The sequence below is a fragment of the Methylobacterium organophilum genome (genome assembly GCF_022179465.1).
GTDB lineage: Bacteria > Pseudomonadota > Alphaproteobacteria > Rhizobiales > Beijerinckiaceae > Methylobacterium > Methylobacterium organophilum.
Genome location: NZ_BPQV01000007.1, coordinates 60517 through 86004, shown reverse-complemented (window position 1 = coordinate 86004; position 25488 = coordinate 60517). Strand labels below are relative to the sequence as shown.

The 25488-nt window shown below is 69.0% G+C and carries 24 protein-coding genes; 10 read left to right on the top strand and 14 right to left on the bottom strand.

Going from position 1 to position 25488, the window contains the following annotated elements:
• Window positions 1–99: 99 nt before the first annotated feature.
• Both MFF21_RS13180 and MFF21_RS13175 read right to left on the bottom strand, forming a co-directional pair.
• Entirely contained in the window at window positions 100–1197 is a 1098-nt protein-coding gene (locus MFF21_RS13180; protein ID WP_238311579.1) for a polyamine ABC transporter substrate-binding protein, read from the bottom strand.
• Window positions 1194–1553, bottom strand: coding sequence for a RidA family protein (locus tag MFF21_RS13175; RefSeq protein WP_238311578.1), 360 nt, complete (start codon window positions 1551–1553; stop codon window positions 1194–1196). The genes MFF21_RS13180 and MFF21_RS13175 overlap by 4 nt, the downstream gene beginning before the upstream one ends.
• Before the next feature lie 233 nt (window positions 1554–1786).
• Between MFF21_RS13175 and MFF21_RS13170 the strand changes: the two genes are divergently transcribed.
• Complete coding sequence (locus MFF21_RS13170; protein WP_238311577.1) at window positions 1787–2056, top strand: GlsB/YeaQ/YmgE family stress response membrane protein; 270 nt, start codon at window positions 1787–1789, stop codon at window positions 2054–2056.
• 67 nt (window positions 2057–2123) lie between these two features.
• On the opposite strand, the gene MFF21_RS13165 is transcribed toward MFF21_RS13170, so the two are convergent.
• The 4 genes from MFF21_RS13165 to MFF21_RS13150 all read right to left on the bottom strand — a co-directional run bounded on the left by MFF21_RS13165 (window position 2124) and on the right by MFF21_RS13150 (window position 5268).
• Window positions 2124–2597: an SRPBCC family protein gene (locus MFF21_RS13165; protein WP_238311576.1), complete on the bottom strand. Its 474-nt coding sequence runs from the start codon at window positions 2595–2597 to the stop codon at window positions 2124–2126.
• A 107-nt stretch (window positions 2598–2704) separates the two neighbouring features.
• Window positions 2705–2890, bottom strand: a complete 186-nt coding sequence (locus MFF21_RS13160) for a YgaP-like transmembrane domain (RefSeq protein WP_373325015.1) — start codon at window positions 2888–2890, stop codon at window positions 2705–2707.
• A 107-nt stretch (window positions 2891–2997) separates the two neighbouring features.
• Window positions 2998–3648 (bottom strand): glutathione S-transferase family protein, encoded by a 651-nt coding sequence (locus MFF21_RS13155; RefSeq protein WP_238311574.1) that lies wholly within the window; start codon window positions 3646–3648, stop codon window positions 2998–3000.
• 33 nt (window positions 3649–3681) lie between these two features.
• Complete coding sequence (locus MFF21_RS13150; RefSeq protein WP_283206532.1) at window positions 3682–5268, bottom strand: winged helix-turn-helix domain-containing protein; 1587 nt, start codon at window positions 5266–5268, stop codon at window positions 3682–3684.
• 183 nt (window positions 5269–5451) lie between these two features.
• Between MFF21_RS13150 and MFF21_RS13145 the strand changes: the two genes are divergently transcribed.
• Complete coding sequence (locus MFF21_RS13145; protein WP_238311572.1) at window positions 5452–5952, top strand: hypothetical protein; 501 nt, start codon at window positions 5452–5454, stop codon at window positions 5950–5952.
• Between the two features lie 210 nt (window positions 5953–6162).
• On the opposite strand, the gene pnp is transcribed toward MFF21_RS13145, so the two are convergent.
• Window positions 6163–8391: a polyribonucleotide nucleotidyltransferase gene (gene pnp, locus MFF21_RS13140; RefSeq protein WP_238311571.1), complete on the bottom strand. Its 2229-nt coding sequence runs from the start codon at window positions 8389–8391 to the stop codon at window positions 6163–6165.
• A gap of 209 nt (window positions 8392–8600) precedes the next feature.
• A complete protein-coding gene (gene rpsO, locus MFF21_RS13135) occupies window positions 8601–8870 on the bottom strand; it encodes a 30S ribosomal protein S15 (RefSeq protein WP_238311570.1) in 270 nt (89 codons plus the stop codon).
• A 322-nt stretch (window positions 8871–9192) separates the two neighbouring features.
• On the opposite strand from rpsO, the gene MFF21_RS13130 reads away from it, so the two are divergent.
• Together MFF21_RS13130 and MFF21_RS13125 are read left to right on the top strand one after the other, a co-directional pair.
• Complete coding sequence (locus MFF21_RS13130; RefSeq protein WP_238311569.1) at window positions 9193–9414, top strand: hypothetical protein; 222 nt, start codon at window positions 9193–9195, stop codon at window positions 9412–9414.
• Between the two features lie 118 nt (window positions 9415–9532).
• Window positions 9533–10975 carry an amino acid permease gene (locus MFF21_RS13125; RefSeq protein ID WP_238311568.1) on the top strand — a complete coding sequence of 481 codons (1443 nt, stop codon included), beginning with the start codon at window positions 9533–9535 and terminating at the stop codon, window positions 10973–10975.
• A 202-nt stretch (window positions 10976–11177) separates the two neighbouring features.
• Here MFF21_RS13125 and xth read toward each other — a convergent pair whose 3' ends face one another.
• Window positions 11178–11987 carry an exodeoxyribonuclease III gene (xth, locus tag MFF21_RS13120; protein WP_238311567.1) on the bottom strand — a complete coding sequence of 270 codons (810 nt, stop codon included), beginning with the start codon at window positions 11985–11987 and terminating at the stop codon, window positions 11178–11180.
• 337 nt (window positions 11988–12324) lie between these two features.
• Between xth and MFF21_RS13115 the strand changes: the two genes are divergently transcribed.
• On the top strand, window positions 12325–12909 hold the full coding sequence (locus MFF21_RS13115; protein WP_238311566.1) for a PAS domain-containing protein: 585 nt from the start codon (window positions 12325–12327) through the stop codon (window positions 12907–12909).
• A 16-nt stretch (window positions 12910–12925) separates the two neighbouring features.
• Here MFF21_RS13115 and MFF21_RS13110 read toward each other — a convergent pair whose 3' ends face one another.
• Complete coding sequence (locus tag MFF21_RS13110; RefSeq protein ID WP_238311565.1) at window positions 12926–13867, bottom strand: LolA family protein; 942 nt, start codon at window positions 13865–13867, stop codon at window positions 12926–12928.
• A gap of 145 nt (window positions 13868–14012) precedes the next feature.
• Window positions 14013–17156, bottom strand: a complete 3144-nt coding sequence (locus MFF21_RS13105) for a DNA translocase FtsK (protein ID WP_238311564.1) — start codon at window positions 17154–17156, stop codon at window positions 14013–14015.
• 306 nt (window positions 17157–17462) lie between these two features.
• Between MFF21_RS13105 and MFF21_RS13100 the strand changes: the two genes are divergently transcribed.
• The 3 genes from MFF21_RS13100 to MFF21_RS13090 all read left to right on the top strand — a co-directional run bounded on the left by MFF21_RS13100 (window position 17463) and on the right by MFF21_RS13090 (window position 20389).
• Window positions 17463–19562: an NAD(+) synthase gene (locus MFF21_RS13100; RefSeq protein ID WP_238311563.1), complete on the top strand. Its 2100-nt coding sequence runs from the start codon at window positions 17463–17465 to the stop codon at window positions 19560–19562.
• A gap of 117 nt (window positions 19563–19679) precedes the next feature.
• A complete protein-coding gene (locus MFF21_RS13095) occupies window positions 19680–19907 on the top strand; it encodes a hypothetical protein (protein ID WP_238311562.1) in 228 nt (75 codons plus the stop codon).
• Between the two features lie 74 nt (window positions 19908–19981).
• Window positions 19982–20389, top strand: a complete 408-nt coding sequence (locus MFF21_RS13090) for a PilZ domain-containing protein (RefSeq protein WP_238311561.1) — start codon at window positions 19982–19984, stop codon at window positions 20387–20389.
• A 16-nt stretch (window positions 20390–20405) separates the two neighbouring features.
• On the opposite strand, the gene MFF21_RS13085 is transcribed toward MFF21_RS13090, so the two are convergent.
• Entirely contained in the window at window positions 20406–20834 is a 429-nt protein-coding gene (locus MFF21_RS13085) for an HIT family protein (protein WP_238311560.1), read from the bottom strand.
• Between the two features lie 193 nt (window positions 20835–21027).
• Here MFF21_RS13085 and MFF21_RS13080 point away from each other — a divergent pair, with 193 nt between their 5' ends.
• Window positions 21028–22011 carry an asparaginase gene (locus MFF21_RS13080; RefSeq protein WP_238311559.1) on the top strand — a complete coding sequence of 328 codons (984 nt, stop codon included), beginning with the start codon at window positions 21028–21030 and terminating at the stop codon, window positions 22009–22011.
• Window positions 22012–22105: 94 nt separating this feature from the next.
• The gene (locus MFF21_RS13075) at window positions 22106–23062 is read left to right on the top strand and encodes a cation diffusion facilitator family transporter (protein ID WP_238311558.1); all 957 of its coding nucleotides are present in this window, start codon (window positions 22106–22108) and stop codon (window positions 23060–23062) included.
• Between the two features lie 18 nt (window positions 23063–23080).
• On the opposite strand, the gene MFF21_RS13070 is transcribed toward MFF21_RS13075, so the two are convergent.
• Together MFF21_RS13070 and MFF21_RS13065 are read right to left on the bottom strand one after the other, a co-directional pair.
• Window positions 23081–24238, bottom strand: a complete 1158-nt coding sequence (locus MFF21_RS13070) for a M20 aminoacylase family protein (RefSeq protein WP_238311557.1) — start codon at window positions 24236–24238, stop codon at window positions 23081–23083.
• A complete protein-coding gene (locus MFF21_RS13065; protein ID WP_238311556.1) occupies window positions 24235–25458 on the bottom strand; it encodes a GNAT family N-acetyltransferase in 1224 nt (407 codons plus the stop codon). Before MFF21_RS13065 ends, MFF21_RS13070 begins: the two co-directional genes overlap by 4 nt.
• Between the last annotated feature and the right edge of the window lie 30 nt (window positions 25459–25488).

Genomic DNA, 25488 nt, shown 5'->3' with positions numbered 1-25488 from the left:
GGGCGGCTTCGCGGCACGCCGTGGCGCCCCCTCCGTCAGGGAGGGGGGTTCGGATCCCGGGCCTGCCCGGGATCCGTCGGGGACGGGAAGGCGTCTCGCCTATCGTCCCGTGCGCACCTTGGTCCAGGCGCGGGTGACGAAGCGCTGGGTCGCGTCGGTCCAGGCGGTGTTCGTGGACAGGCGCTGCATCGTCGCATCGTCGGGATAGATGCCGGGATTGGACAGGATCTCGGGCTTTACGAACTGTTTCGCCGGGAGGTTGCCGCTCGCGTAGGACACGAAGTTCGTGTTGGCCGCGGCGATCTCGGGGCGCATCATATAGTCGATGAAGGCGTAGGCCTCGGCGGCATGTGGCGCGTCCTTCGGGATCGCGAAGGAATCGAACCACATCAGCGTGCCTTCCTTCGGGATCTCGTAGGTGACCTGCACGCCGTTCTTGGATTCTTCGGCCCGGCGCCGGGCCTGGATCACGTCCCCGGAATAGCCGACCGCCAGGCAGAGATCGCCGTTGGCGAGCCCGTTGATGTATTCCGAGGAGTGGAACTTCCGCACGGCACCGCGCACCTTGTAGAGGGCATCGGTGACCTGGGTGATGTCGTCCCAGCGCTTGGTGTCCGACTTGAGGCCGTAGAACGGCAGCATGCTCGGTATCAGGTCCTCGGGGGAATCGAGGAGCATTACCCCGCAATCCTTGAGCTTGTTGATGAGGCTCGGATTGAGGACGAGGCTCCAGGTGTTGAGCGCCTGGTTCGGCCCGAGCCGTTCGCGGATTGCCGCCACGTTCAGGCCGATGCCCGTGGTGCCCCACATGTAGTCGACGGCGTAGGCGTTGCCGGGATCGTAGGCCTGCAGACGCGCCGTGATCTCCGGCCACGCGTTCTTCAGGTTCGGGATCTTGGCCTTGTCGAGGGGCAGGAAGACCCCAGCCTTGATCAGCCGCTGCAGGAACGGCCCCGAGGGCACCACGATGTCGTAGCCGGACTTGCCGGCGAGCAGCTTCGTCTCGACGATCTCGTTGTTGTCGTAGGTGTCGTAGACGACCTTGATGCCGGTCTCCTTCGTGAAGCTCTCCAGCACCTTCGGGTCGATATAGTCCGACCAGTTGTAGATGTTGACGACCCGCTCCTGCGCCCCCGCGGCGCCGGACAGGCCGACAAGAAGGGCGGCAAGCCCGGCGGCGAGGGCGCGGCGCATCATTTCGCGGACCTCACGGCGACGATCACGATCTCGACGAGATATTCGGGCCCGGCCAGGCGCGCTTCCACGGTGGCGCGAGCCGGCGGGTTCTGCTTGTCGACCCAGGCGTCCCAGGCCGCGTTCATCTCGGCGAAGGTCGCGATGTCGGGCAGGTAGATCGTCGCGGTGAGGATGCGCGACTTGTCGGTACCGGCGGCCTTGAGCAGCCGATCGATCTGCTCGAGCACCTGCTGCGTCTGCGCGGTGACGCCGGTGCCGACCGTGTCCGCGGCGACCTGGCCCGCGAGATACACCATGTCGCCATAGGCCACGGCCTGGCTCATGCGGGGGCCGGTCTCGAAACGCTCGATGGTCATGGTGGCTGAAGGATCCTTGCGCGGTGAAAAGGTACCGCGACGCCTTCTGCCGCCACGGGGTGGGGCCGTAAAGGGGCTGGAAAGATCGGCGCGGGGCGAAGTGCGCGCGGAATGCCGGCGCCGGGCGACAGCTTCGCAAAGAATCCTGGCTCGGGGCTCTGGTTTCGAGCAACCGGCCCGTCGCCTCGCGCGTTCAAGAGAAGATTACGGCCAAGGCTGAGGGAGCCTTCACCATGGGTATCATCTGGACCATCATCATCGGCTTCGTGGCCGGCGTCATCGCGAAGTTTCTCATGCCGGGCGACCGCTACGAGCCGTCGGGCTTCATCCTGACGACCATCCTGGGCATCGTCGGCGCTTTCGTGGCGACCTTCATCGGGCAGGCGGTCGGCTGGTACGGGCCGAACCAGGGCGCCGGCTTCATCGCCTCGATCGTGGGCGCCTGCGTCGTGCTGGCGATCTACGGTTTCGTCGCCAGCCGCACGAGCAGCAACTCGCTCTGACCGGCGGGGGACACCGTTCCGCATGGAAGGGGCGCCCGGATCGGGCGCCCCTCGTTATTTTCGGGGATCACTTCGCCTTGTCGGCGATGCCCTTGAACCCGGCCTCGTAGATCCCGTCGATCACCTCCTGGGCCTTGGCGTCAGGGGCACCCTTGGCCTTGAACGAGCCGGTCCAAGTCAGCTTCGAGCCGGCGCCGTTGGGCGCCACCGAGAGCGTCGACTTATAGTCGGAGACCGGCAGCGGGCTCTGCAGGATGGTGTAGGTGTAATCCATCTTCTTCTCGTCGCGGGAGACCTGCTCCTCGACGATCTCGCCGCCGCCCTTCAGGCTCAGCGTGCGCACCGTCTTGCCACCCTTCTCGGCCAGCGTGCATTTCTCGACGGCCGGGTGCCAATCGCCGATTCCGCAGAAGGTGCCGATCGTCTTCCAGACCTTGGCGGGCGGCGCGGCGACCTCCGCCGTCTTGGTGACTTCGAGGGCCTGGGCGGACGCGAACGGAGCCGCGACGAGGGTCGCGGCCCACAGGACGTGCTTGATCATTTTTCGTTTCCTCCAGCCGAGCCTGTTGGTTCGGGCGGCTCGGCGGGAGCTAACATGGATCAGGCGCGGCAGGCGGCAACCTGCCCAAAGGTCGAGGACGCCTCGCCTCAGGCGGCGTAGTCGTGCCCGCCTTCGGTCAACGCCTTGACGGGGCAATGCCCGGTCGCCCCCCGGATGGCGATCGCCGCACCTGCCACCAGGGCGGCGAGGCTCAGGAACTTGTTCGGGCGCGGCTGCGCGGCGGCGGCCGCGAGCCCGAGTCCCAACGCCACGGACACGGCACGCTCGGTCATGGAGAGGTTCTGCTCTCCCTTGAACACGCTCGGGATCAGGTCGTCGGCCACGAAAGCACTCCTGTTGTTGCGCCGGACGAACGCCGCCCGGCGCAACCTGTTCCGCTTCAGCTTGCCGAAGCGGACCCCTGTTGCTCCGCGAGCAGGGCGTCGTCGATTTCCCGGGCGCGCCGGGCGGCGGGGCGGTCGAAATGGCGCCCCACGTAAGTCTGGAAGGCGGGGCGCTTCTCGATGGTTCCGAACTGCATGCCCCAGCCGAGATGGGCGGCGAGATAGAGATCGGCGGCGCTGAAATGCTCGCCTGCCACGTGCCCCGCTTTCGCGACCGCGCCTTCCAGGGCGTCCAGCACGGTATCCAGGCTGCCGTAGCCGACCATGCCCTGCATCCGCGGATCGTCGGGTACGACCACGGAGAGGGCCTTGTTGGTCACCGCCGCCTCCACCGGCCCCGCACAGAAGAACAGCCAGCGGTAATAGGGGCCGCGGGCCCGGCTCTCGGGCGCGGGGGCGAGACCGGCCCGCGGGAAGGCGTCGGCGAGGTAGGCAAGGATCGCCGCGCATTCGGTCACGACCGTGTCGCCGTGCCGGATCGCCGGCACCTTCCCCATCGGATTGATCGCCCGGTAATCCTGCGACTTCATCGAGGTGCCGAAGCCGAGGAGCTCCGTCCGGTAGGGCTGGCCGACCTCCTCCAGCATCCAGCGGACGATCCGGCCGCGGGACATCGGATGGGTATAGAAGACGAGGTCCTCGCTCATCGCACACTCCTGCTGCTTTGCTGTACCCGGGGCTCATACCCCGCCGAGGACGAGCACGGCAGCGGGTTCGGCCTGGTCCGGAAGACCGCTTCGCCCGAGGGCTTCGACGAAACGGTGACCGAGCGCGTGGTCGCTGCCGTAGATCGTGCGGACGCGCAGCGACCCGGTACAGAATTTCGGGCTGTGCCGCAGGAGCGTCTCGATGCGGGTCCCGGCTTCCTCCAGGCGCCCGCAGGCGATCTCCGCGGCGGCGGCGAGGGCGTAGGCGATCGTATAGCCTGGGCTCCGGTCGAGGGCGAGGGTCGCGAGGCGCCGTGCCTCCTCGGACTGGCCCAGGGCGTAATGCGCGGCGGCTGCGGCGGCGGCGTAGGTGGCGGGGGGCACGGAGCTCTCGGCGAGCGCCCGCTCGGCATTCGCGAGGGCCGGCGCAGAGAGTCCGGAGGCGGTCTGCGCCATCGCGAGGAAGGCGAGACCGCCGGTATCGTGCGGGGCGAGGGCGAGGCTGCGTTCCGCGGCGGCGAGGCCTTCTTCGTAGCGCTCGCGCAGGACCAGAAGATAACTCAGGGCGCGATGGCCGATCGGGCTCGCGGGGTTCAGGTCCAGCCCTCTGCGGATCATGGCCTCGGCCTGGGGCAGCGCCTCGGGGCCATAGGTTCCCGAGAGCGCGAGCGCCGCGTCGGTGGCCGCGGCGAGGCCCTTCAGGCTGTAGGCGGTCGAGAGCGTGGGATCGAGTTCGAGGGCGCGGTCCAGGGCCGCGTGCGTCAGCAGCAGATCGCGCCGGCTGAATTGATTGAGATGCGCGATGGCCTGCATCGTGAGGTCGTGAGCGCTCGACGGGGAGGCCGCACAGGCGAGATGCGCGATCTGCTCCGCTTCGCAGAGCCCGGCGAAGAGGGCGGTGACGATGCGGGCGATCAGGTCGTCCTGCATCGCGAAGAAGGCTTCGCGGGGCACGGCGTAGCGCTGCGCCCAGATGTGCCGGCTGTCCCGCCCGTCGATCAACTGCGCGTTGACGATGAGATTCGTCCCCGCATGCCGTACGCTGCCTTCGAGGACGTAGCGCACGCCGAGCCGTTGGGCGATCTCGGACGAGGTGCTGGCGCTCGCCCGCGCCGCGAAGGCGCTCTGCCGGGCGATCACGGTGATGTGGCGATTGCGGGCGAGCTCCGTGGTCAGATCCTCGGCGAAACCCGCGCCGAGGCCGGCGAAGCCCGGCTGCGGGCTCCCGAACTCGTCAAAGGGCAGCACCGCGATCGGCTGCCAGAACGAGCCCTGGATCCGGGCCGTTTGCGCCGACGCTGGGGCGGACGGCGCTTGGGCTTCCGGGAGGACCAGCAGGTAGCCGCGACGCGGGACCGTGCGGATGAGGTCGCGCCCCTGCGTGCCGAGCACGCGCCGGATCTCGCAGATGCACTGGGTGAGGGAATCCTCCGTCACCACCACGTTCGGCCAGCAGATCGAGAGCAGATCGTCCTTGCTGACGAGTTCGCCCGCCCGGCTCGCGAGATGACGGAGCACGTCGAAAGCGCGCGGCCTCAAGTCCAGGCGCCTTCCGTCTCGCGCGACGACTTGCTCTCGCTGCAGATCCAGAACGACGTCGACGAGGTCGATGCGATCCATTGTCCGGAATATGTCTTGTTTCGAACCCGGTTGCGGCGACGATATCAGAAAATTTCGGAGAATCTTCAGCCGCCCTCAGGAATGCTTCGGGATCCGGCTTCGAGCCGCGATCTAGGGTCCGGCATCGGCGGCTTCGGCCGCCGCCGTCCCGTACGGGGCAAATCCGAGAGGGAGGCACACCCGATGACTCGCACGATCCGCACGGCGCTCGCCGCCATCACCCTCGCCGCGCTGGCCCCCGTCGCGCAGGCCATGCCGCTCGGCGGCACCTTCAACGCGCATGTCGACAGTCAGTCCGCCCAACCGATCGGCAAGGCCGGGCAGGTCCGAATCGCCAAGACGGCCTCAGGCACCAATGCCGGTCCCGGAACCCCCCTCGACGGCGCGACGGTGCGCTTCAACGACGTCAGCCTGCTCAAGGATGGCCAGGGCACGGTGAAGGGCACGATCGTCTTCGTGACGCCCGGCGGCACCACCTCGAGTCCCTATACCGGCACGATCGCCACGGATCCGATGGGCCGCGTGACCGCCGAGGGCCAATTCCGGACGAAGAAGGGCACCGGCGAGTTCGCCGGCCTCAAGGGCAACGGTTCGTTCTCCGTCGCCTTCAGCTCGCCCACGGACTTCACCGGCCAGTGGCAGGGCGACTTCCAGATGCCGATGCAGAAGACCTCGCGGCGTTAGAGAATACGCCCCGCCGCAGGCAGCCCCAGATCGAAGCGCGACTAGCTCGGCAGGCGCACGGCGTTGTCGGAGGCGGCGAAGCTGTGCGCTTGGTTGAGATGGCCGGTCTGCTCCAAGCGCCGCGCCGGCGAGGGCGAGCGGGCATGAAAAAAGCGCGGCCCGGGGGGCCGCGCTTCTCGGATCATCCGATGAGACGGAGCGAAGAGGAGCTTACTCCCCGGCGCTCTCGCGGCGGCGCTCGCCGCGGTCGCGGCGCGGACCGCGATCGCCACGGTCGCCGCGCTCCTCCTGCTCGGGCTCGCCGCGGGCGGCGCGCTCGGCCTTCAGCTTCTCCGTGATGTCCTCGCCGGTCTCCTGATCGACGACCTTCATGGACAGGCGGATCTTGCCGCGCTCGTCCTGGCCGAGGAACTTCACCTTCACCTTCTGGCCTTCCTTGACCACGTCGCCGACCTTGGCGACGCGCTGCGGCGCCAGCTCGGAGATGTGGACGAGGCCGTCCTTGGCGCCGAAGAAGTTCACGAAGGCGCCGAACTCCATGATCTTGACGATGGTGCCGTCATAGATCGTGCCGGCCTCCGGCTCGGCGACGATGGAGCGGATCCAGTTATAGGCCGCCTTGATCGCCTTGCCGTCCGAGGAGGCGATCTTCACGACGCCGGTATCCTCGATGTTGATCTTGGCGCCGGTCTTCTCGACGATCTCGCGGATGATCTTGCCGCCGGTGCCGATCACGTCGCGGATCTTGTCGGTGGGGATCTGCATCGTCTCGATGCGCGGCGCGTACTCGCCGAGCTCGGGACGGGCCGCGGTCAGGGCCTGGGCCATCTCGCCGAGGATGTGGGCGCGGCCGTCCTTCGCCTGGGCGAGGGCGACCTTCATGATCTCCTCGGTGATGCCGGCGATCTTGATGTCCATCTGGAGGGAGGTGATGCCCTCCTCGGTGCCGGCCACCTTGAAGTCCATGTCGCCGAGATGATCCTCGTCCCCGAGGATGTCGGACAGCACCGCGAAGCGCTCACCTTCGAGGATGAGGCCCATGGCGATGCCGGCCACCGGACGGCGCAGGGGCACGCCCGCATCCATCAGCGACAGCGAGCCGCCGCAGACCGAGGCCATCGAGGACGAGCCGTTCGACTCGGTGATCTCGGAGACCACGCGGATCGTGTAGGGGAACTCGTGGGCCGGCGGCAGCACCGGGTGGATCGCGCGCCAGGCGAGCTTGCCGTGGCCGATCTCGCGGCGGCCGGGGGAGCCCATGCGGCCGGTCTCACCCACCGAATAGGGCGGGAAGTTGTAGTGCAGCAGGAAGGTCTCCTTGTAGGTGCCTTCCAGGGCGTCGATGAACTGCTCGTCCTCGCCGGTGCCGAGCGTGGCGACCACCAGGGCCTGCGTCTCGCCGCGGGTGAAGATCGCCGAGCCATGGGCGCGGGGCAGCACGCCGACCTCGGAGAGGATCGGGCGGACCGTCTTTACGTCGCGACCGTCGATGCGCGAGCCGGTGTCGAGGATGTTCCAGCGGACGACCTTGGACTGCGCCTCCTTGAAGGCCGCCTTGACCTTCTCGGGGTTGAACTTCTGCTCGCCCTCGGCCGGGCAGAGGGCGGCCACGACCTTCGCCTTCACGGCGTCGACGGCGGCGTAGCGCTCCTGCTTGACGGTCTTCTTGTAGGCCTCGCGCAGATCGGCTTCGGCGATCTCCAGCACGGCGGTCTCGACGTCGGCGTTCTCCGGCGGGGAGAAGTCGCGTGGCTCCTTGGCGGCCTTCTCGGCCAGGCGGATGATCGCCTCGATGACCGGCTGGAAATGCTTGTGGCCGAACATCACGGCGCCGAGCATGATCTCCTCGGAGAGCTCCTTGGCCTCCGACTCGACCATCAGCACCGCGTCCTGCGTGCCGGCGACGACGAGGTCGAGGCTCGACTCGTCCATCTCGGTCACGAGCGGGTTCAGCTTGTAGCCGCCGTTGATGTAGCCGACGCGGGCCGCACCGATCGGACCCATGAAGGGGACGCCCGACAGGGTGAGAGCGGCGGAGGCCGCGACCATCGAGACGACGTCCGGGTCGTTCTCGAGATCGTGGGACAGAACGGTGACGACGACCTGGGTGTCGTTGCGCCAGCCCTCGATGAAGAGCGGACGGATCGGGCGGTCGATCAGGCGGGAGACCAGGGTCTCCTTCTCGGAGGGACGGCCCTCGCGCTTGAAGTAGCCGCCCGGGATGCGGCCGGCGGCGTAGGCGCGTTCCTGGTAGTTCACGGTGAGCGGCAGGAAGTCGATGCCGGGCTTCGGCTCCTTGGCCGACACGACGGTGGCGAGCACGGTGGTCTCGCCGTAGGTGGCGACCACGGCCCCGTCGGCCTGGCGGGCGACCTTGCCGGTCTCGAGGACGAGCTTGCGGTCGCCCCAGATCAGCTCTTCGCGTTGAACGTCGAACATATGTCTCTTGCCTTCATACGGATCGGGCGAGCCCGGCACCGCCAGTGGCAAGACGGCGGGACGCTCGACTTCGCGCCGAGCGTCCGGCGATCCTGCCCTGGCGCCTCGTGCCTCGAAGCCGCCCGGGTTGGACATCCCCGAGCCCCATGCCCGGAGGGTCCATATGGAAAGCGCGGCCCCTCGGAGGGGCCGCGCGAGTCGTCTTCGCCTTAGCGGCGGATGCCGAGGCGCTCGATGAGGGCGCGGTAGCGCGGCTCGTCCTTGCGCTTCAGGTAGTCGAGCAGCGAGCGGCGCTGCGAGACCAGCTTCAGGAGGCCGCGGCGGGAGTGGTTGTCCTTGCCGTGGGTCTTGAAGTGGGCGGTCAGGTTGGTGATCCGCTCGGAGAGAAGGGCGATCTGCACCTCCGGCGAACCGGTGTCCTTGTTGCCCTTGGCGTATTCCTTGATGAGCGCGGTCTTGCGCTCTGCCGTGATCGACATCGCTGGCCTTTCGGTTCGATGGTGGGTCTTCCCGGCGCCCTCATCGAAGGGCGCCATCAGCCTGCGGATCGGCCGGTGCCGGGATGTCGTCCAGCACGGTCATCGCACAAGCAACGCAAGCCCCGCCCGTCAGCCGGGTCGAGGCGGGCGGATACATACACGAAAGCGGGGGGAACGCCAGAGGCGGGGTTCGCGCCTGCTGGCCCGATCGGGGCAGACGGGTCTCCGCCGAACATTAATGACGCGGATGGTATAGCAAGGTCTATCTTGCCCGCTGTTTGCAGGAGCCGCGTTCGAGAGTCACATTGAAGGCATCTCCTTCGTGACGCTGCATCAATTTCGTGATTCCGGCGCCAGCCATGCGCTTCTTGCCGAGCCGAGCGTGATCGAGCTCGTCCGCGAGAGAGTCGGCGCGTTCGGTGTAAAGCGTGTCTATGAGGGGCCTCTCGAAGCCCCGGTCGGGACGAACCCACGCGTACGATCGATTCGGCACAAGGCGACCGGCGACGTCGTCTGGCTGATGGTGACGGCCTATCCGATATAGGGTGTCCTGCGTTTCAAATCCGATGACCCGTCGGCTGCGGGCCGTCGGTCCTCCCGCACAATACCGAACTGCCATCCCCGCCCGGGATTTGCGTCCCTTGCGCGCCAGAGGGAGAGCCATGGTCGACAGCACCTCCATCGCCCGCAGACCGGTTGCGGATATTCTCCAGGCGGAAGCTGGCGGCGGGGGCGGGCCGGGACTCGCCCGGAACCTGTCCGCCTTCAGCCTCGTCTGCATCGGCGTCGGAGCCACGATCGGGGCGGGGATCTTCGTGCTCACCGGGACGGCGGCGGCGCATTATGCCGGGCCCGGGCTGATGCTGTCCTTCCTGCTCGGAGGAATCGCGAGCGGCCTCGTCGGCCTGTGCTACGCCGAGCTGGCCGCGATGATCCCGGCCTCGGGCTCGACCTACAGCTACACCTACGCGACGCTCGGCGCGCTCGCCGCCTGGATCATCGGCTGGGACCTCGTGCTCGAATTCGCCTTCGCCGCCGCGACGGTTGCGGTGGGGTGGTCGGGCTATGCTCAGAGCCTGATGGCCGATGCGGGGTTGCATCTGCCCGCGGCGCTGGCGGCGGCGCCGGGGGAGGGCGGTCGTCTCAATCTGCCGGCCGGCGGCATCGTATTGGCTCTGAGCGCGCTCCTGATCCTCGGCAGCCGGGAGGCGGCAAAGGTCAACGCGGCCATGGTGGCCTTGAAGGTCGCCATCATCCTCGCCTTCGTGCTGGTCGGGGCGGCGCATCTGCGCCCGGCGCTGTGGTCGCCCCTGGTTCCGCCCAACGAGGGCAGCTTCGGCGCCTTCGGCTGGAGCGGCGTCCTCCGCGGGGCCGGCGTGGTGTTCTTCGCCTATATCGGCTTCGAGACCGTCTCCGCAGCCGCGGGCGAGACTCGCGATCCGCAGCGCGACGCTCCGATCGGGTTGATCGGGGCGCTCGTCGTCAGCACACTTCTCTATGTGGCGGTGGCGGCCGTTCTGACGGGGCTCGTGCCCTACCGGGACCTCGCGGTGACCGATCCGATCGCCAGGGCGATCGACACGATCGGGTTCGGCGCCTTCGCGGTCCTGATCAAGGTAGGTGCGCTCGTCGGGCTCACCACCTCGACGCTGACCGCCCTCTACGGGCAGGCGCGGATCTTCTATGCCATGGCCCGGGACCGGATGCTACCCGACCTGTTCGCGCAGGTCCATGCCCACCGCCGCACCCCATGGATGAGCCAGGCCGCCATCGGTCTCGCCACCGCCCTCGTGGCGGCCCTGGTGCCGATCGATCTGCTCGGCGAGCTCGTCAGTATCGGCACTTTGTTCGCCTTCATCCTGGTCTGCCTGAGCGTCTTGATCCTGCGTCGCACCGAGCCGGATCGGCCGAGGCCCTTCCGTGTGCCCGGGGGGCCGCTGGTGCCTGTCCTGGGCATCCTGGCCTGCCTTGCCCTGATGGCGGGCTTGCCGGGGGACACCTGGATCCGGCTCTTCGCCTGGCTCGTCCTCGGCCTCGCGATCTGGTTCGGCTATGGGCGCCACCGCATCGGCAACGGCCCGGATCGTGGGATCCGGGCCGGATAGGGAGAGGGTGCGAAGGCGGGATCAGTAGCCGCGGTGAGGGCCCGCGGCCCGGCCGCCGTAGCGGCGGCGCAGCCAGCCGATGGCCTTGGGCAGCAGGAACACGACGAGGATCTGGCGCAGGATCGTGCGCATGGGGTCTCAAACTCCGATCGGGACACGGTTTCGTGAACCCAATGCGGGAGCGCGCGGCGCTGTTCCCCTTTCACAGCTCCAGGGTCAGCGTGACGGGAGCGTGGTCGGAGGGCCTCTCCCATCCCCTCACGTGCCGGGCGACCTCGACTTTGCGCACCGTGCCCGCGAGGTCCGGCGAGACCCAGGCATGGTCGAGACGCCGGCCCTTGTTGGCCGCGGCCCAGTCGGGGGAGCGGTAGCTCCACCACGTGTAGATCTTCTCGGGCTCCGGGGTGAGCAGCCGCGCCGTGTCGACCCACTCCGCCTCGCCGCGCAGGGTTTCCAGCGTCTCGGTCTCGATGGGTGTATGGCTCACCACGTCGAGAAGCTGCTTGTGGGACCAGACGTCGTGCTCCAGCGGCGCCACGTTGAGGTCGCCGACGAGAATCGCGGGGCCGGCGACGCGCTTGCCGCCCCAGGCCCGCAGCTCCGCCAGAAAGTCGAGCTTGTGCGCGAACTTCGGGTTGAGGGTACGGTCGGCCACGTCGCCACCGGCAGGAACGTAGAAATTGTGGAATACGAGGCCTGCCGCCGGGCCCGCCGCCGCCCCCAGAACCGCAGAGATATGGCGCGCGTCCTGCCTCTCGCAGAAGCCCATCACCGAGCGGGTCAGGAGGGGAAAGCGCGACAGGATGGCGACACCGTTATAGCCCTTCTGGCCCGCGAACTCGACATGCTCGTAACCGGAGCCGCGCAGCGCTTTCAGGGGAAAGGCGTCGTCCGGGCACTTCGTCTCTTGCAGGCAGAGGATGTCGGGCTTGGTTTCCGCCAGGAACCGCAACACCGAGTCGATGCGAAGACGGACGGAATTGATGTTCCAGGTGGTGACGGTCAGGCGCAAGGCAGCACTCCCAGGGCTCGGGCAGCCTTAGCCGTCTTGTCGATCGCTTGGGAGAGGCAAGGGTGAGGAAAGCGATGGGACGGAAACGTGGCGCGCCGGATACAGCAACCTGAGGTGGTAGTCTCTATATACTTTTCTCATGCCTGAATTGTCTTTTTGCGTACAATTTATATATGCGATCCTAGCTCGTGATTATGTATGCGATGCTGGCCAGAGATGATCCGCGGCTTGGCGGGGATGCCGGTCCTCCCAGCACCTTTCGATGAGGCTCCCGCACATGCCCAATAGGCGGTCGTTCACGCATAGATCGGTTGCGGCCAAACAGATTGTTCCAAGGATGCTGCCGCCCAAGTCGATCGGTTCCAGCGAAACGGCCATCCTGACGGAAGCGGGCTTTCTGGGCGTATGGGACACCGATGCCCGGCTCGATCTCGTGCGCTGTTCGCCGGGCTGCGCGGAGGCGTTCGGCATCCCCGTCGAGGCGGGGCGTGTGGGCGTTCCGCTCGAGGCCTTCCTGGCCGGCTGCCATCCGGAGGATCGGGACTTTCTCGCGAAGGCGGTCTCGGCCGCTTACGCGGATGGCGGCGGTCCCTTCGAGGCCGAGTATCGCACGATCGATAGCGAGGGGCGCGTCCGCTGGGTCCTCGCCCGCGGGCGCATGACGGTCGACGAGAAGTGCCAGCCGCTCGCCAGCCGGGGCATCCTCATCGACGTGTCCGAGAACCGGGCCGCAAGCGGCGAGACGCCGGATGAGCGCAGCCGCCTGCTGGAACGCCTGGCCGACCATGCCATCGCTCAGCGCGATCTCACGGAGCGCCTGCGGATGCCGGTGCTCCGCCGTCTCGTCGACGCGCTCCTTTTGGAAACGGGCCGCGAGATCGCCCGCGCCCTGCGCCTCGAAAGCCGCCGTTCCCTGAACTGACGCGGCGCCGCGCGGGTCAGCGCTGCAGCTGCTGCTGAATCGCCTTGTCCTCGGCGCGCCCGTAATTGATGAAGAACAGGGACATGTCGACCGCCTTGCCCTTCTGCAGATTCGAGAGCTGCACGGTGGTCAGGTAGCCCTGCGGGTCGGTGATCCGCCACTGCGACAGCGTCTTCATCTCGGCATCGAACAAGAGCTGGATCCGCGACGTGCCGCCGAGGGTCGAGCGATCCTCGAGGGCCACGCGGTAGCCGTTGGGATCGTTCGTGACCTCGGTGACCGTGAGGTCGCGGGCGAGGTCGATCTTCTCGCGGAGCAGGAATTTCAGCGGCGTCTGCGAGATGAAGTAGAGGTCCTGCGTGCCGAGCTTGCGGTCGCGGATGGCCACGGAGGTGCCGTCGGCGACGACTTCGAGGGGCGAGGGCTGGTCGTATTCGAAGCGCAGGCGGCCCGGCTTCGACAAAGTCAGCTTGCCGCCGATCCGGCGCCCGTCCGCGCCGGTCTGGATGAAGCTGCCGGTCAGGGTCTGGAAGCCGTTGAAATAGGCGTTGGCGCGCTCCAGCACGGTGGCCTGATCGAGATCCTCCATGGCGGCGCCGGCATTCGGCGCGCCGATGGCGGCGACCTTCGCTTCTGCTGGCTGCGCGGCGGTCTTGGGCGATGCCTTGGAGCTGCCGAGCTTATCGCTGGCCGCCTTGTCGGCGCTGGTCTTCGTCTTGCCGGCCTTGTCGGGGGCCGTCTTGTCCTGCGCCTGCTTGGCCGGCGGAGCCTTCTTGGCGGTCGGGGGCACCGGGGCGGCCTCCGGCTCGGGCGCCGGCTCCGGTGCAGGCTGTTCCTTGCGGCCGAACAGGCCGTCGAGGAAGGAGGAGACCTGCGCGGTGGCCGGCAGGGGCTGTAGGGCGAGCGTGGCGGCGAGAAGCACGGGACCGGCGGCGGGCAGGATTCGGCGGCCAGTCATCGGGCGGGGTCTCCGTCGCGTGCGGGGCTTGTCAGGCGGCCCTGGAAGGTTCCGCGGTCCGACAGGGGTCGTCCCGGCGGGAGGCAGCCGCAGGCCTGGGTTAGAGCCTGCGGCTGTGGCGAATATGCGACGCGGGCGCCGCCTCTCACTCGTCGTCGTCGTAGCCGGAGGATGGTGCGGCCATCCCCTCGACCAGGATCTCGCGCTTGCCGGCATGGTTGGCCGGGCCGACGATCCCGTCGATCTCCATCCGCTCCATGATCGAGGCGGCGCGGTTGTAGCCGATCTGCAGGCGGCGCTGGATGTACGAGGTCGAGGCCTTCTTGTCCCGCAGCACCACGGCGATGGCCTGCTCGTAGAGCTCGGCATCGGCCCCCGCGGCGGCGGTGAAGGCGCTCGCATCGAAGACCGGCAGGTCGGCCTCCTCGATCTCGGCGGCCTCCTCCTTGTCGGCCTTCGAGGCGCGGCTGCCCTTCTTGCCGGTCTCGGGCTCCGAGGAGCCGTCATCGGCGGTGACGGCTTCGAGATAGGCGGGTCGGCCCTGGCGCTTGAGATGGGCGACGACGCTCTCGACCTCGGCATCCGAGCAGAACGGTCCGTGCACGCGGGTGGTGCGGCCGCCACCGGCCATGAACAGCATGTCGCCCTGGCCGAGCAGCTGCTCGGCGCCCATCTCGCCCAGGATCGTGCGGCTGTCGATCTTGCTGGTGACCTGGAAGCTGATCCGCGTCGGGAAGTTGGCCTTGATCGTGCCGGTGATCACGTCGACCGAGGGGCGCTGCGTGGCCATGATCAGGTGGATGCCGGCCGCGCGCGCCATCTGGGCCAGCCGCTGGATCGCGCCCTCGATGTCCTTGCCCGCCACCATCATCAGGTCGGCCATCTCGTCGACCACGATCACGATGTAGGGCAGCGCCGAGCGGTCCATCTCCTCCTCTTCGAACACTGCCTCGCCGGTGTTGCGGTCGAAGCCGGTCTGGACGGTGCGGGTGATGATCTCGTCGTTGGCGCGCGCCTCCTTCATCCGGGCATTGTAGCCGTCGATGTTGCGCACGCTGATCTTGGCCATTTTCTTGTAGCGCTCCTCCATCTCGCGCACGGCCCATTTGAGGGCGATGACCGCCTTTTTGGGATCGGTGACGACGGGGGAGAGCAGGTGCGGGATGCCGTCGTAGACGGAGAGCTCCAGCATCTTGGGATCGACCATGATCAGGCGGCACTCCTCGGGCTTGAGCCGGTAGAGGAGCGAGAGGATCATGGTGTTGATGGCGACCGACTTGCCGGATCCGGTGGTGCCGGCGACGAGCAGGTGGGGCATGCGGGCGAGGTCGGCGATGATCGGCTCGCCGCCGATGTTCTTGCCCAGGCACAGAGCGAGCTTGTGCTTGGTCTCGACGAAATCGACCGAGGACAGGAGTTCGCGCAGATACACGGTCTCGCGCACCGGATTCGGCAGTTCGATGCCGATCACGTTGCGGCCGGGCACCACGGCGACGCGGGCGGAGACAGCCGACATCGAGCGGGCGATGTCGTCCGACAGACCAATCACGCGGCTGGACTTGGTGCCGGGGGCGGGTTCGAGCTCGTAGAGGGTGACGACGGGGCCGGGCCGCACGGCCAGGATGTCCCCGCGCACGCCGAAATCCTGGACCGTCTGCTGCAGGTTGAGGGCGTTCTGCTCCAGCTCGTCGGCATCGACCTCCTCGCCGTCCACCGGCGCCGGCAGGGCGAGCAGCTCGAGGGAGGGCAGCTCGTAATCCTCGCTGCCGACGAAGGACATCGGGATGTGGCGGTTGGCTGGGATCAGGGCCGTGCGCTCGGGCAGGACGGCCCGGGGTAGCGCCTGGACGGTCTGAGCGGGCGCGGACTCCTCGGGAACCGCCTCCACCACGATCTCCGCCTCGACCGCGGGTGCCTCGTCGAAAGCCTCCTCCGCCATCGGTTCATCGTTCGAGGCGGTCTTGGGCGAACGCAGAAGAACGGGGCGCGGTGGGATCGCGGTCGGCACAACCGTGGCGACGGAGGGGGCGGCGATGGCCGCTTCCTGCGCGACGACGGCCTCGGCCGGCTCGGCGTGCATGACCTTGGGGCTCGCCACCGCCGAGAGCGCGGAGAGCACGAAGGGGGAGAGGTAGCCGGGGGCGAGGGGCGCCAGATGCGCCGTGACCGAGAGGGGCGCCGGCACAGGGACCTGAGCCGGCTCGGACGTGGCCACGGGCGCCGCCGGCCGCACCGGCCGGATCGCCGCGCGCGCCGCCATGGCGGAGATGCGGGGCGCCTGCGGGGCGGGCGCTGCGGCGACGACGGCCTCCGGCTGAACGACGGCCGGCATCATTTGCAGGGACGCCCAGGTGTCGATCGCCGCGGAATCGGCGAAGCCGAAGCCGTCGTGCAGATCGGACCAATCCGGCACCTCGGACCAGTCGGCGGCCAATGACGGCGCGGGTTCGGCCGCGGCCGGCGCGATCACCTCGTGGGCGAATTCCTGCACCTCGGCCTCAGCGAAGGCCGCGGCCTCCGGTACGAACAGCTCGGCATCCATCGGCTCGGCGGCCGGCTCGATCTTGCGCGGCCGGTCGGGGGTGCGGAAGTAGCGGACGCCGGGCGGCGGCGTGAAGGGCTGGCGCCAGAGCGGGACGGTCTCGCGCGTGGCTTCCTGCGCGGCGGCGAGCGCGGCCTCGGCGGCGAGTTCCTCCAGGCGGAGCGCCTCGGCTTCCGCCGCCGCGCGGGCGGCCTCGGCCGCCGCCAGAGCCGCGGCTTGCGCCTCGGCCAGGGCTTCGGCCTGGCGCTGCGCCTCGCGCTCGGCTTCGAGCGCCCGCTGGCGCCGCTCCATCAGCACGGAATCGGGGGTGCGCACGAAACGCACCGCCTCCGGGCTCAGGGCCGGCGCGGTGGCGCGCTGGGGCTGCATCGGCATGGCCTGCCCGTGCTCGGGGGCGATGGCTTCCGGGCGCCGGGGCGTCCGGATCAGCACGCCGGGGCTCGATGCCTGCGTGTCGATGCGGCTCTCGTAAGGCATCTCCGGCATCGGCCGGCGGATCTGGGGCGCCAGGCTCGGATCGTTCCAGGGCGCGGGATCCGGGACCTGGGCCGACAGTCCGTCGGCAGGGTGCGGTACGAGCGCATAGGCGTCGTGCGGCAGCGGTTCGAAGCTCCCTTCCGCTCCGAGCATGGCCCGCGGCGGCGTCAGCCAGCTCTGCGGCTGCGGCGCGAGATGGGGATCATGCCGGCGCCCGGCCGGGATCTGCGGCCCCCCGGCGCGGCGACCGAAATTCGAGCGCAGGGTCATCAGCCGGTTGGCGATCGCCCCGATGGACAGGTCGAGGCGGTCGCCGCCACGGCCCGGACGCGATGGATCACGATGGGAATACGGAGGCCGTCCCGATGCGCGCATGAGCTGTGAAAGTACTCGAAACAAGGTCCTGCTCCCCCTGGAGCGGTTCTCCCCCAGTTAGGAGGATCGTCGTTAACGAACGCTTGCCCGGCGTGCCGCCGGGGCTGTTCCGAACCCGTCCCGGCCATGCGCCCGCCGCGACGGCGGCCCTGTCGGATCGGGCGCTCGACAGAGGCCGTTGCCGACCCCAGAATCATCTCGATGCCGCGCTCTAGCGGCGATGGCAGGGAGCGCCCGAGCGCCGTGACGACACCCGAGGCCGCGAAAGACTTCCGCTCGCTCTACCGCCACGGCTTCGCCCGGGTCGCCGCCTGCACGGGCCGCAGCCATCCGGGCGATCCGGCCGCCAATGCCGAGCAGACGGTGGCGCTCGCGCAAAGCTGCCACGCGGAGGGGGCCGCCCTGGCTGTCTTTCCCGAATTGAACCTCTCGGCCTATGCGAGCGAGGATCTCTTCCTCCAGGCGACGCTGCTCGATGGCGTCGAGGCCGCTCTGGAGCGGATCCGCCTGGCCTCCGAAGCGCTGACGCCGGTTCTCGTGGTCGGCGCGCCCCTGCGCTGGCGCAACCGGATCTACAATTGCGGCCTCGCCCTGCACCGGGGCCGCCTGCTCGGCGTGGTGCCCAAGAGCTACCTGCCGAACTACCGGGAATTCTACGAGAAAAGGCACTTCGCCTCTGGTGCCGGGATCGTCGGGGAGACCATCCGGGTCGCAGGCTGCGAGGTGCCCTTCGGCATCGACCTGCTGTTTGCCGCCGAGGACCTGCCGGGCTTCGTCCTCGGCATCGAGGTCTGCGAGGATCTCTGGGTGCCCCAGGCCCCCGGCATGGAGGCGGCGTTGGCGGGGGCGAGCGTGCTCGCCAACCTGTCGGGCAGCCCCATTACGGTCGGCCGGGCGGAGTCGCGGGCCATGCTCTCGCGGGCGGCCTCGATGCGGGGCTTGTGCGCCTATGTCTACGCCGCGGCGGGCTTGGGCGAATCCACCACCGACCTGTCCTGGGATGGCCAGACCAGCATCGACGAGAACGGCGTGCGCCTTGCCGAAGGCGAGCGGTTTCCCGCCGAGCCCCTCGTTACCATCGCGGATATCGACCTCGACCTGATCGCCCAGGAGCGCTTCTCCAACGGCAGCTTCGACGACAATGCCCGCCATCGGGGCCGCCCGTTCCGGCGGATCGGCTTCCGGCTCGATCCGCCGGCGGGCGATCTCGGCCTGCGCCGCAACGTGGAGCGCTTCCCCTTCGTCCCGTCCGATCCGGCCCGCCTCGCCCAGGATTGCTACGAGGCCTACAACATCCAGGTCGCCGGGCTCGTGCAGCGGCTGGAGGCGACAGGCACCAAAAGGGCCGTGATCGGCGTCTCGGGCGGCCTCGACTCGACCCACGCCCTGATCGTACTCGCCAAGGCCTTCGATCGCCTCGGCCGCCCGCGCTCCGACATCCTCGGCTACACCATGCCGGGCTTCGCCACCTCGGACGAGACCAAGACCAACGCCCTCGCTCTGATGAAGGCGCTCGGCATCAGCGCGGCCGAGATCGACATCCGCCCGGCTGCTCGGCAGATGCTCACCGACATGGGCCACCCCTACGGACGGGGCGAGGCGGTCTACGACGTCACCTTCGAGAACGTGCAGGCGGGCCTCCGCACGGACTACCTGTTCCGCCTCGCCAACCAGAACGGCGGCATCGTCATCGGCACGGGCGATCTGTCGGAGCTGGCGCTCGGCTGGAGCACCTACGGCGTCGGCGATCAGATGAGCCATTACGGCGTCAATGCCGGCGTGCCCAAGACCCTGATCCAGCACCTGATCCGCTGGGTGATCGCCACGGGCCAGTTCGGGCCGGAGGAGAACCGCACCCTCCGGGCGATCCTCGACACCGAGATATCGCCGGAGCTGGTGCCGGCAGCGGAAGGAGAAGGCCCGCAGAGCACGGAGGCCAAGATCGGCCCCTACGCCCTTCAGGACTTCAATCTTTGGTTCACGCTGCGGCACGGCTTCCGCCCCTCGAAGATCGCCTTCCTTGCCCTCCATGCCTGGGGCGATGTCGAGGCCGGATCCTGGCCGGCGGATTTCCCGCCGGCGAAGCGGGTCGCCTACGACCTGCCGGTGATCCGTCGCTGGCTCGGTGTGTTCCTCGACCGCTTCTTCCGCTTCAGCCAGTTCAAGCGCTCGGCCCTGCCCAACGGGCCGAAGGTCTCCGCCGGGGGCTCGCTGTCGCCCCGCGGCGACTGGCGCGCACCCTCCGACGCGTCCGCGAAAGCCTGGCTCGACGAGTGGGCGCGGAACATCCCGGAATCGTGACCAGGCGCCTCGTGCGGTGACGCACGCGGCGGGGTCGCCCGCCTCATCCAGACACAAACCCGTCTGATTGTCGGCCTATCTCCGGCCGCGAGGGTGCGGCGAAGCGGAGGACCACCGATGCGCAGCTACAATCTGTTCCGCCGCAAGGGCGGCGAGGCCCTCTGCTGCGCCGTTCCCGAGAGCCACGCCGTGCCCCGTTTCGTCACCGGCGGCCGCTGGACCTTCGAGGGCCGTGTGGAGGAGGCGGCGGGCGTGCCCCGCGGCTTCGACGGAAAGGCCGCCGCCACCGGGGTGCGCTTCAATGGTTTCTACCTTTTTCAGGCGGTCGATCGACGTTTCGGATAATGCGCTGAGCATTCCTTAAGGGGTGAAGCGCAACGCTAGATCTCCATCAGGTTGACCCGCAGCGGAGACAGGGCATGAGCGCGGAGCAGCGCGCAGTCGCGCGCAAGAAGACCTTTCTCAAGGGGCTGATCAGCTTCAATTATGGGTCGTCCAGTATGGATTGCCTCATCCGCGACATATCGGATCGCGGTGCCCGCCTGGAGCTGAGCGAGACCACGACCCTGCCCGAGGTCTTCGACATTCACATCCCCGCCCGGGACGAGAACTATCGCGCGACCCTGTGCTGGCGGAGCAACGAGGCCGTCGGTGTGGCTTTTCGTTCGGCCCAGAACGAGAAACGCGTCGAGCCTGCCGCGGCAGCGGTCGACCCGTCCGTGACCGCCCTGCTCAAGCGTGTGGCGGAACTCGAAGCGGAGAACGCGACGCTGCGCACGCTCCTGACGAAGCTCGGCGCTCCCGCTCAGGCCCGCAGCTCGGCCTGAGCGGAGCTGCGGCCGCTCAGGCCTCCAGCGCGGCCCGGATGCGCGCCGCGTGCTCGGCGAGCACCGCCTGATCGGCCATGCCGCCCTCGTGCCGCTTCAGCGGAACGCCCTCGTGCCGCGGCACGAGGTGGAAATGCAGATGGAACACCGTCTGGCCGCCGGCCGGCTCGTTGTACTGGAACAGCGTGAGGCCGTCGGCCTGGAAGGCCTGCTTCACTGCCCGACCGACCTTCTGGACGACGCGAATCAGCGCCGCGAGGGACTCCGGATCCGCGTCGAGCAGCCCGCGCGCGGGCGCCTTCGGGACCACCAGGGTGTGGCCTTCGCCCTGGGGCATCACGTCCATGAAGGCGAGGGTCTGCTCGTCCTCGTAGACCTTGTGGGCCGGGATCTCGCCGCGCAGGATCTTTCCGAAGATGTTGCTCGGGTCGTAGGCGGTACTCATCGGCGGCTCCAAGCCTTCTGTCCGGCTCCTCCCGGGGCGAACCGGTCTCGCGGTCGCCCGGGGGCGCTCTCAAGGGCCGGCACGATGCACAGGCGGCCGCCCCGCGTCCACATCCGCGCCGGCCCTCGCGCCCGGGCTTTCGGCCGAAGGGTGGCCTCGGCTATGAGGCCGCGCGCGCATGCCGAGGAGAATCATGCCCCGCATCGATCTCGTCACCACCGGTGGCACCATCGCCTCGACGGCGCGGGAGGCGGAGGGCGCCCCGGCCGATGTCGTCGCTTCGGTGAGCGGGGCCGCCCTGCGGGAGAGCCTGCACGACCGGCTCGCGGGGATCGATCTCGTCGTCGACGATTTCTGCCGTATCGGCAGCTCGGCGATGGATCTGCCCCTGTCCTTTGCCCTCGCCCGGCGCGTGGCCGAGCGCCTCGCCGATCCCGCCTGCGACGGGGTCGTGGTCACGCACGGCACCGATACGATGGAAGAGAGCGCCTTCCTCGCCGATCTCGTCGTGGCCGGCGAGAAGCCGGTGGTCTTCACCGGGGCGCAGAGGAGCGCGGATGCGCCGGATACGGACGGCCCGCGCAACATCGCCGAGTCGGTGCGCCTCGCCGCATCGCCCTTGGCCCGCGGCCTCGGTGCGGTGATCTGCTTCGAGGGCGATTTCCACGCGGCGCGGGACGTGACGAAGACCCATGCCTCCCGTACGGACACCTTCCGCTCCGGCGAGCACGGCAAGCTCGGCGAGGTCGACGGGACCCTGGTGACGCTCCATCGGCGCCCGATCCTGCGGCGCCAGTTTCCGGCGACCCGGATCGAGACGGAGGTCGAGCTCCTGCGCCTCGCGCTGGGCGCCTCCGACCGTCTCATCCGCTTTGCGGCCCGGAGCGGGGCGAAGGCGATCGTCCTCGAATGCTTCGGCCGCGGAAACGCGCCGCCCGCCGTCGCCGCGGCCGTGGCGGAGATCGTGGCCGCCGGCACGGCGGTCATCGTCGCCTCTCGCTGTCCGGAGGGGCGCGTGAAGCCGATCTACGGCAATGGCGGCGGCAAGGATCTGGAGCGGGCGGGCGCGATCTTCGCCGGCGATCTCTCAGGTCAGAAGGCCCGCATCCTGGCCGCGGTCGTGCTCGGCACCGAGGGGGCAGATCTCGCCGAGGCCTTCGCGAGCCTCGCCGGCTGACGCAAGGATCCCCTGGCCAGTGCGCGCGTTAGGCCCGCACGAAAAGGCCACGCTTGGCCTCTCCATCTCCACCGACCGACAGGGACGAACGCGCATGGCGCATGAGAGCACCGCTGCAATCTACACGGCGGCAGGCGCCAACCTCGCGATCGCCGCCGCGAAGTTCGTCGGCGCTTTCCTCACGGGCTCCACGGCCATGCTGGCCGAGGGGGCGCATTCGCTGGTCGATACCGCCAACCAGATCCTGCTCCTCGTCGGGCTGAAGCGGGCCGAGAAGCCGGCGGATGCGAAGCACCCGTTCGGCTACGGGCGGGAGGTCTATTTCTACGCCTTCGTGGTGGCGCTGTTCATCTTCCTCGGCGGCGGCATCTTCGCGATCTACGAGGGGGCCCACAAGATCCAGCATCCCGAGCCGCCGGCCGATGCGACGCTGCTCGGCTTCCATCTCTCCGGCTTCTGGGTGAACGTCGCGATCCTCGGCTTCGCGATCCTGGCGGAAGGCTATTCCTGCCTCGTCGCGATCCGCCAGTTCTGGGCGGAGAAGGGCCAGCGTTCGGCCATCACCGCGATCCGGCGCAGCAAGGACCCGGCCCTCTACACGATCCTGGTCGAGGACGTGGCGGCGCTGATCGGCCTCGTCATCGCCATGGCCGGCGTGGTGGCGGGCCATCTCCTCGACATGCCCGTCCTCGACGGTTGGTCCTCGATCGGCATCGGGCTCGTGCTCGTCGGCATGTCGATCTTCCTGATGATCGAGACGCACGGCCTCCTGATCGGCGAGGGCGCCGACCCGGAGGTGGTCGCCGCGATCCGCTCCGCCGTGCGGGGCGAGCGGGCGGTGCGCCATGTCAACGAGGTGCTCACCCAGCATCTCGGCCCCTCCGACATCCTGGTGAATGTGAGCCTGGACGTGGAGGATTCCGTGCCGGCGGGCGAGATCGAGCAGGCGGTCAGCCGCCTGGAGGCCCGCATCAAGGCCGAGGCGCCCGACGTCACTCGGGTCTTCGTGGAGATCCAGTCGCGGGCGACCCATCGGACCACGATGGCCTGAGGCGCCGCCCGCCGCGGATCAGGCTGCGCAGCGCCGCTCGATGATCCGCGCGAGATAGGCCGCGCCGAGCGGGATGATCGCGTCGTCGAAGTTGAACTTCGCATTGTGCAGGCCGGGGCCGGGGGCCGCGCCGATCCAGGCATAGGCGCCCGGCACGGCGGCGACCATGTCCGCGAAATCCTCGCTGCCCATGCGGGGCTTGGCCTCCGGCTCCACGTTCTCCGTTCCGAACACCTCCCGGGCAATCTCGAGCGCGGCGGCGGACGGCGCCGCGCTATTCTCGAGCACCGAGAAGACGTCGCGGATCTCGACATCGATCGTCGCCCCGAAGGCGGCGGCGATGCCCGCGGCGACCTCGCGGATGCGGGCGGCGACGAGCTTGCGCAGCTCGGCGTCGAAGGTCCGCACCGTTCCGGCCAGATGCGCGCTTTCCGGGATGACGTTGTAGGCCGCACCCGCATGGATCTGGGTGATCGAGACGACGGCCGCCTTCAGCGGATCGGCGTTGCGGCTGACGATCGACTGCATGGCCTGGGCGAGGGCGGTCGCCACCACGATCGGGTCGATCCCCTGGTTCGGCTGGGCGGCATGGGCGCCGCGGCCGGTGATGCGGATGTCGAAGAAGTCGGCCGCGGCCATGGCCGGGCCGGGCTTGAGGAAGAAGCGGCCCTGCGGCCCGTGCGGGGCATTGTGGACCGCGTAGATCTCGTCGACCGGGAACTTCTCGAACAGCCCGTCTGCGATCATGGCCCGGGCGCCGCCCAGTCCCTCCTCCGCCGGCTGGAACACGAACACGGCGGTGCCGTCGAAGTCCCGGGTCTCGGCCAGGTAGCGCGCGGCGCCGATCAGCATGGTGGTGTGCCCGTCATGCCCGCAGGCATGCATCTTCCCCGGCACGGTGGAGCGATAGGGGAGGTTGGTCTCCTCCTCGATCGGCAGGGCGTCCATGTCCGCGCGCAGGCCGATGCGGCGCGAGCCGGGCCGTCCCCGCAGCACGCCGACCACGCCCGTCTTGCCGATGCCCCGATGCACCTCGATGCCGAAGCGCACCAGATGCTCGGCCACGATGCCGGAGGTGCGGACCTCCTCGAAGCCGAGCTCGGGATGGGCGTGGAGGTCCCGCCGGAGCGCGGTGAGCTCTTCCGCATAGCCGCGGATACGGTCGATCGGGCTCATTCTCGGATTCCCTCGCAAGCTTGCCGGAACGGCGTCATGCGCTCGTACTCGGCCAGGGCCTGGTTCACATAGCTGCGCTCGCGCGTGAGGTATTCCGCCACGGCACGGCGCAGGGACGGGTCGGCGATGTCGTGGGCGGAGCGCATGGCCACCGGCCGGTAGCCGCGGGCGAGCTTGTGCTCCCCCTGGGCGCCGGCCTCCACGCGCTTCAGGCCGCGCTCGATCGCGAACTCGATCGCCTGATAGTAGCAGACCTCGAAATGCAGGAAGGGGCGGTCCTCAATGCAGCCCCAGTTGCGCCCGTAGAGCGCGACGTCGCCGATGAAGTTGATCGCGCCGGCGATGTAGCGCTCCGCGCGCCGGGCCATCACCAGCAGGATCCGGTCCTTCATCCGCTCGCCGATCAGCGAGAAGAAGCGCCGGTTGAGATAGGGGCGGCCCCATTTGCGGGCGCCCGTGTCCATGTAGAACGCGTAGAAGGCGTCCCAATGCGCCTCCGTGATCGCGTCTCCGGTGAGGCGGTCGATCTCGATGCCCTCGGCCAGCGCCTCGCGGCGCTCCCGGCGGATCGCCTTCCGCTTGCGGGCGTTGAGCGCCTCCAGGAAGTCCTCGAAGCGGCCGTAGCCCGGGTTCTCGAAATGGAACTGCTGATCGGTGCGCTGCAGCAGGCCGAGGGCGCCGGCCTGCGCCCATTCCCGCTCGCGCATGAAGGTGACGTGGATCGAGGAGGCCTCCGTTTCCGCCCGCAACGCCCGCAGGCCGGCGACGAGGGCGGCGGCGGCGGCGTCCACGTCCTCGCCGGGGGCGATCAGGAAACGCGGGCCGGTCACCGGGGTGAAGGGTACGCTGACTTGGAGCTTCGGGTAGTAGCTGCCGCCGGCCCGCTCGTAGGCGTCGGCCCAGCCGTGGTCGAACACGTACTCGCCCTGGCTGTGGGATTTCAAATAGCAGGGCGCTACCGCGACGAGGGTGTCGCCGCGCTCCACCGAGACATGGAGCGGCAGCCAGCCTGTACGCCGGGAGACGCAGCCCGACTCCTCCAGCGCCGAGAGGAAGGCGTGGCAGACGAAGGGGTTGAAGGTCTCGTCCCCCGCCGAGAGCGTCTCGGGCGAGGTGGCGCAGCGATCCCATTCCGCTGCCGGAATGCGCGCGAGGCCCGGCACGGCACGCACCTGAAGCTCGGGCGCGCTGCCGGTCTCGGAAGGTCCGGATGTCTCCATGGCGCCCGACTCTAGCCGGCCCGCCGGGCG

Coding starts and splice junctions, on each gene's coding strand:
- MFF21_RS13180 (WP_238311579.1), bottom strand. CDS start 1,197: ATGATGCGCCGCGCCCTCGCCGCCGGGCTTGCCGCCCTTCTTGTCGGC.
- MFF21_RS13175 (WP_238311578.1), bottom strand. CDS start 1,553: ATGACCATCGAGCGTTTCGAGACCGGCCCCCGCATGAGCCAGGCCGTG.
- MFF21_RS13170 (WP_238311577.1), top strand. CDS start 1,787: ATGGGTATCATCTGGACCATCATCATCGGCTTCGTGGCCGGCGTCATC.
- MFF21_RS13165 (WP_238311576.1), bottom strand. CDS start 2,597: ATGATCAAGCACGTCCTGTGGGCCGCGACCCTCGTCGCGGCTCCGTTC.
- MFF21_RS13160 (WP_373325015.1), bottom strand. CDS start 2,890: ATGACCGAGCGTGCCGTGTCCGTGGCGTTGGGACTCGGGCTCGCGGCC.
- MFF21_RS13155 (WP_238311574.1), bottom strand. CDS start 3,648: ATGAGCGAGGACCTCGTCTTCTATACCCATCCGATGTCCCGCGGCCGG.
- MFF21_RS13150 (WP_283206532.1), bottom strand. CDS start 5,268: ATGGATCGCATCGACCTCGTCGACGTCGTTCTGGATCTGCAGCGAGAG.
- MFF21_RS13145 (WP_238311572.1), top strand. CDS start 5,452: ATGACTCGCACGATCCGCACGGCGCTCGCCGCCATCACCCTCGCCGCG.
- pnp (WP_238311571.1), bottom strand. CDS start 8,391: ATGTTCGACGTTCAACGCGAAGAGCTGATCTGGGGCGACCGCAAGCTC.
- rpsO (WP_238311570.1), bottom strand. CDS start 8,870: ATGTCGATCACGGCAGAGCGCAAGACCGCGCTCATCAAGGAATACGCC.
- MFF21_RS13125 (WP_238311568.1), top strand. CDS start 9,533: ATGGTCGACAGCACCTCCATCGCCCGCAGACCGGTTGCGGATATTCTC.
- MFF21_RS13115 (WP_238311566.1), top strand. CDS start 12,325: ATGCTGCCGCCCAAGTCGATCGGTTCCAGCGAAACGGCCATCCTGACG.
- MFF21_RS13110 (WP_238311565.1), bottom strand. CDS start 13,867: ATGACTGGCCGCCGAATCCTGCCCGCCGCCGGTCCCGTGCTTCTCGCC.
- MFF21_RS13105 (WP_238311564.1), bottom strand. CDS start 17,156: ATGACCCTGCGCTCGAATTTCGGTCGCCGCGCCGGGGGGCCGCAGATC.
- MFF21_RS13100 (WP_238311563.1), top strand. CDS start 17,463: ATGCCGCGCTCTAGCGGCGATGGCAGGGAGCGCCCGAGCGCCGTGACG.
- MFF21_RS13095 (WP_238311562.1), top strand. CDS start 19,680: ATGCGCAGCTACAATCTGTTCCGCCGCAAGGGCGGCGAGGCCCTCTGC.
- MFF21_RS13090 (WP_238311561.1), top strand. CDS start 19,982: ATGAGCGCGGAGCAGCGCGCAGTCGCGCGCAAGAAGACCTTTCTCAAG.
- MFF21_RS13085 (WP_238311560.1), bottom strand. CDS start 20,834: ATGAGTACCGCCTACGACCCGAGCAACATCTTCGGAAAGATCCTGCGC.
- MFF21_RS13080 (WP_238311559.1), top strand. CDS start 21,028: ATGCCCCGCATCGATCTCGTCACCACCGGTGGCACCATCGCCTCGACG.
- MFF21_RS13075 (WP_238311558.1), top strand. CDS start 22,106: ATGGCGCATGAGAGCACCGCTGCAATCTACACGGCGGCAGGCGCCAAC.
- MFF21_RS13070 (WP_238311557.1), bottom strand. CDS start 24,238: ATGAGCCCGATCGACCGTATCCGCGGCTATGCGGAAGAGCTCACCGCG.
- MFF21_RS13065 (WP_238311556.1), bottom strand. CDS start 25,458: ATGGAGACATCCGGACCTTCCGAGACCGGCAGCGCGCCCGAGCTTCAG.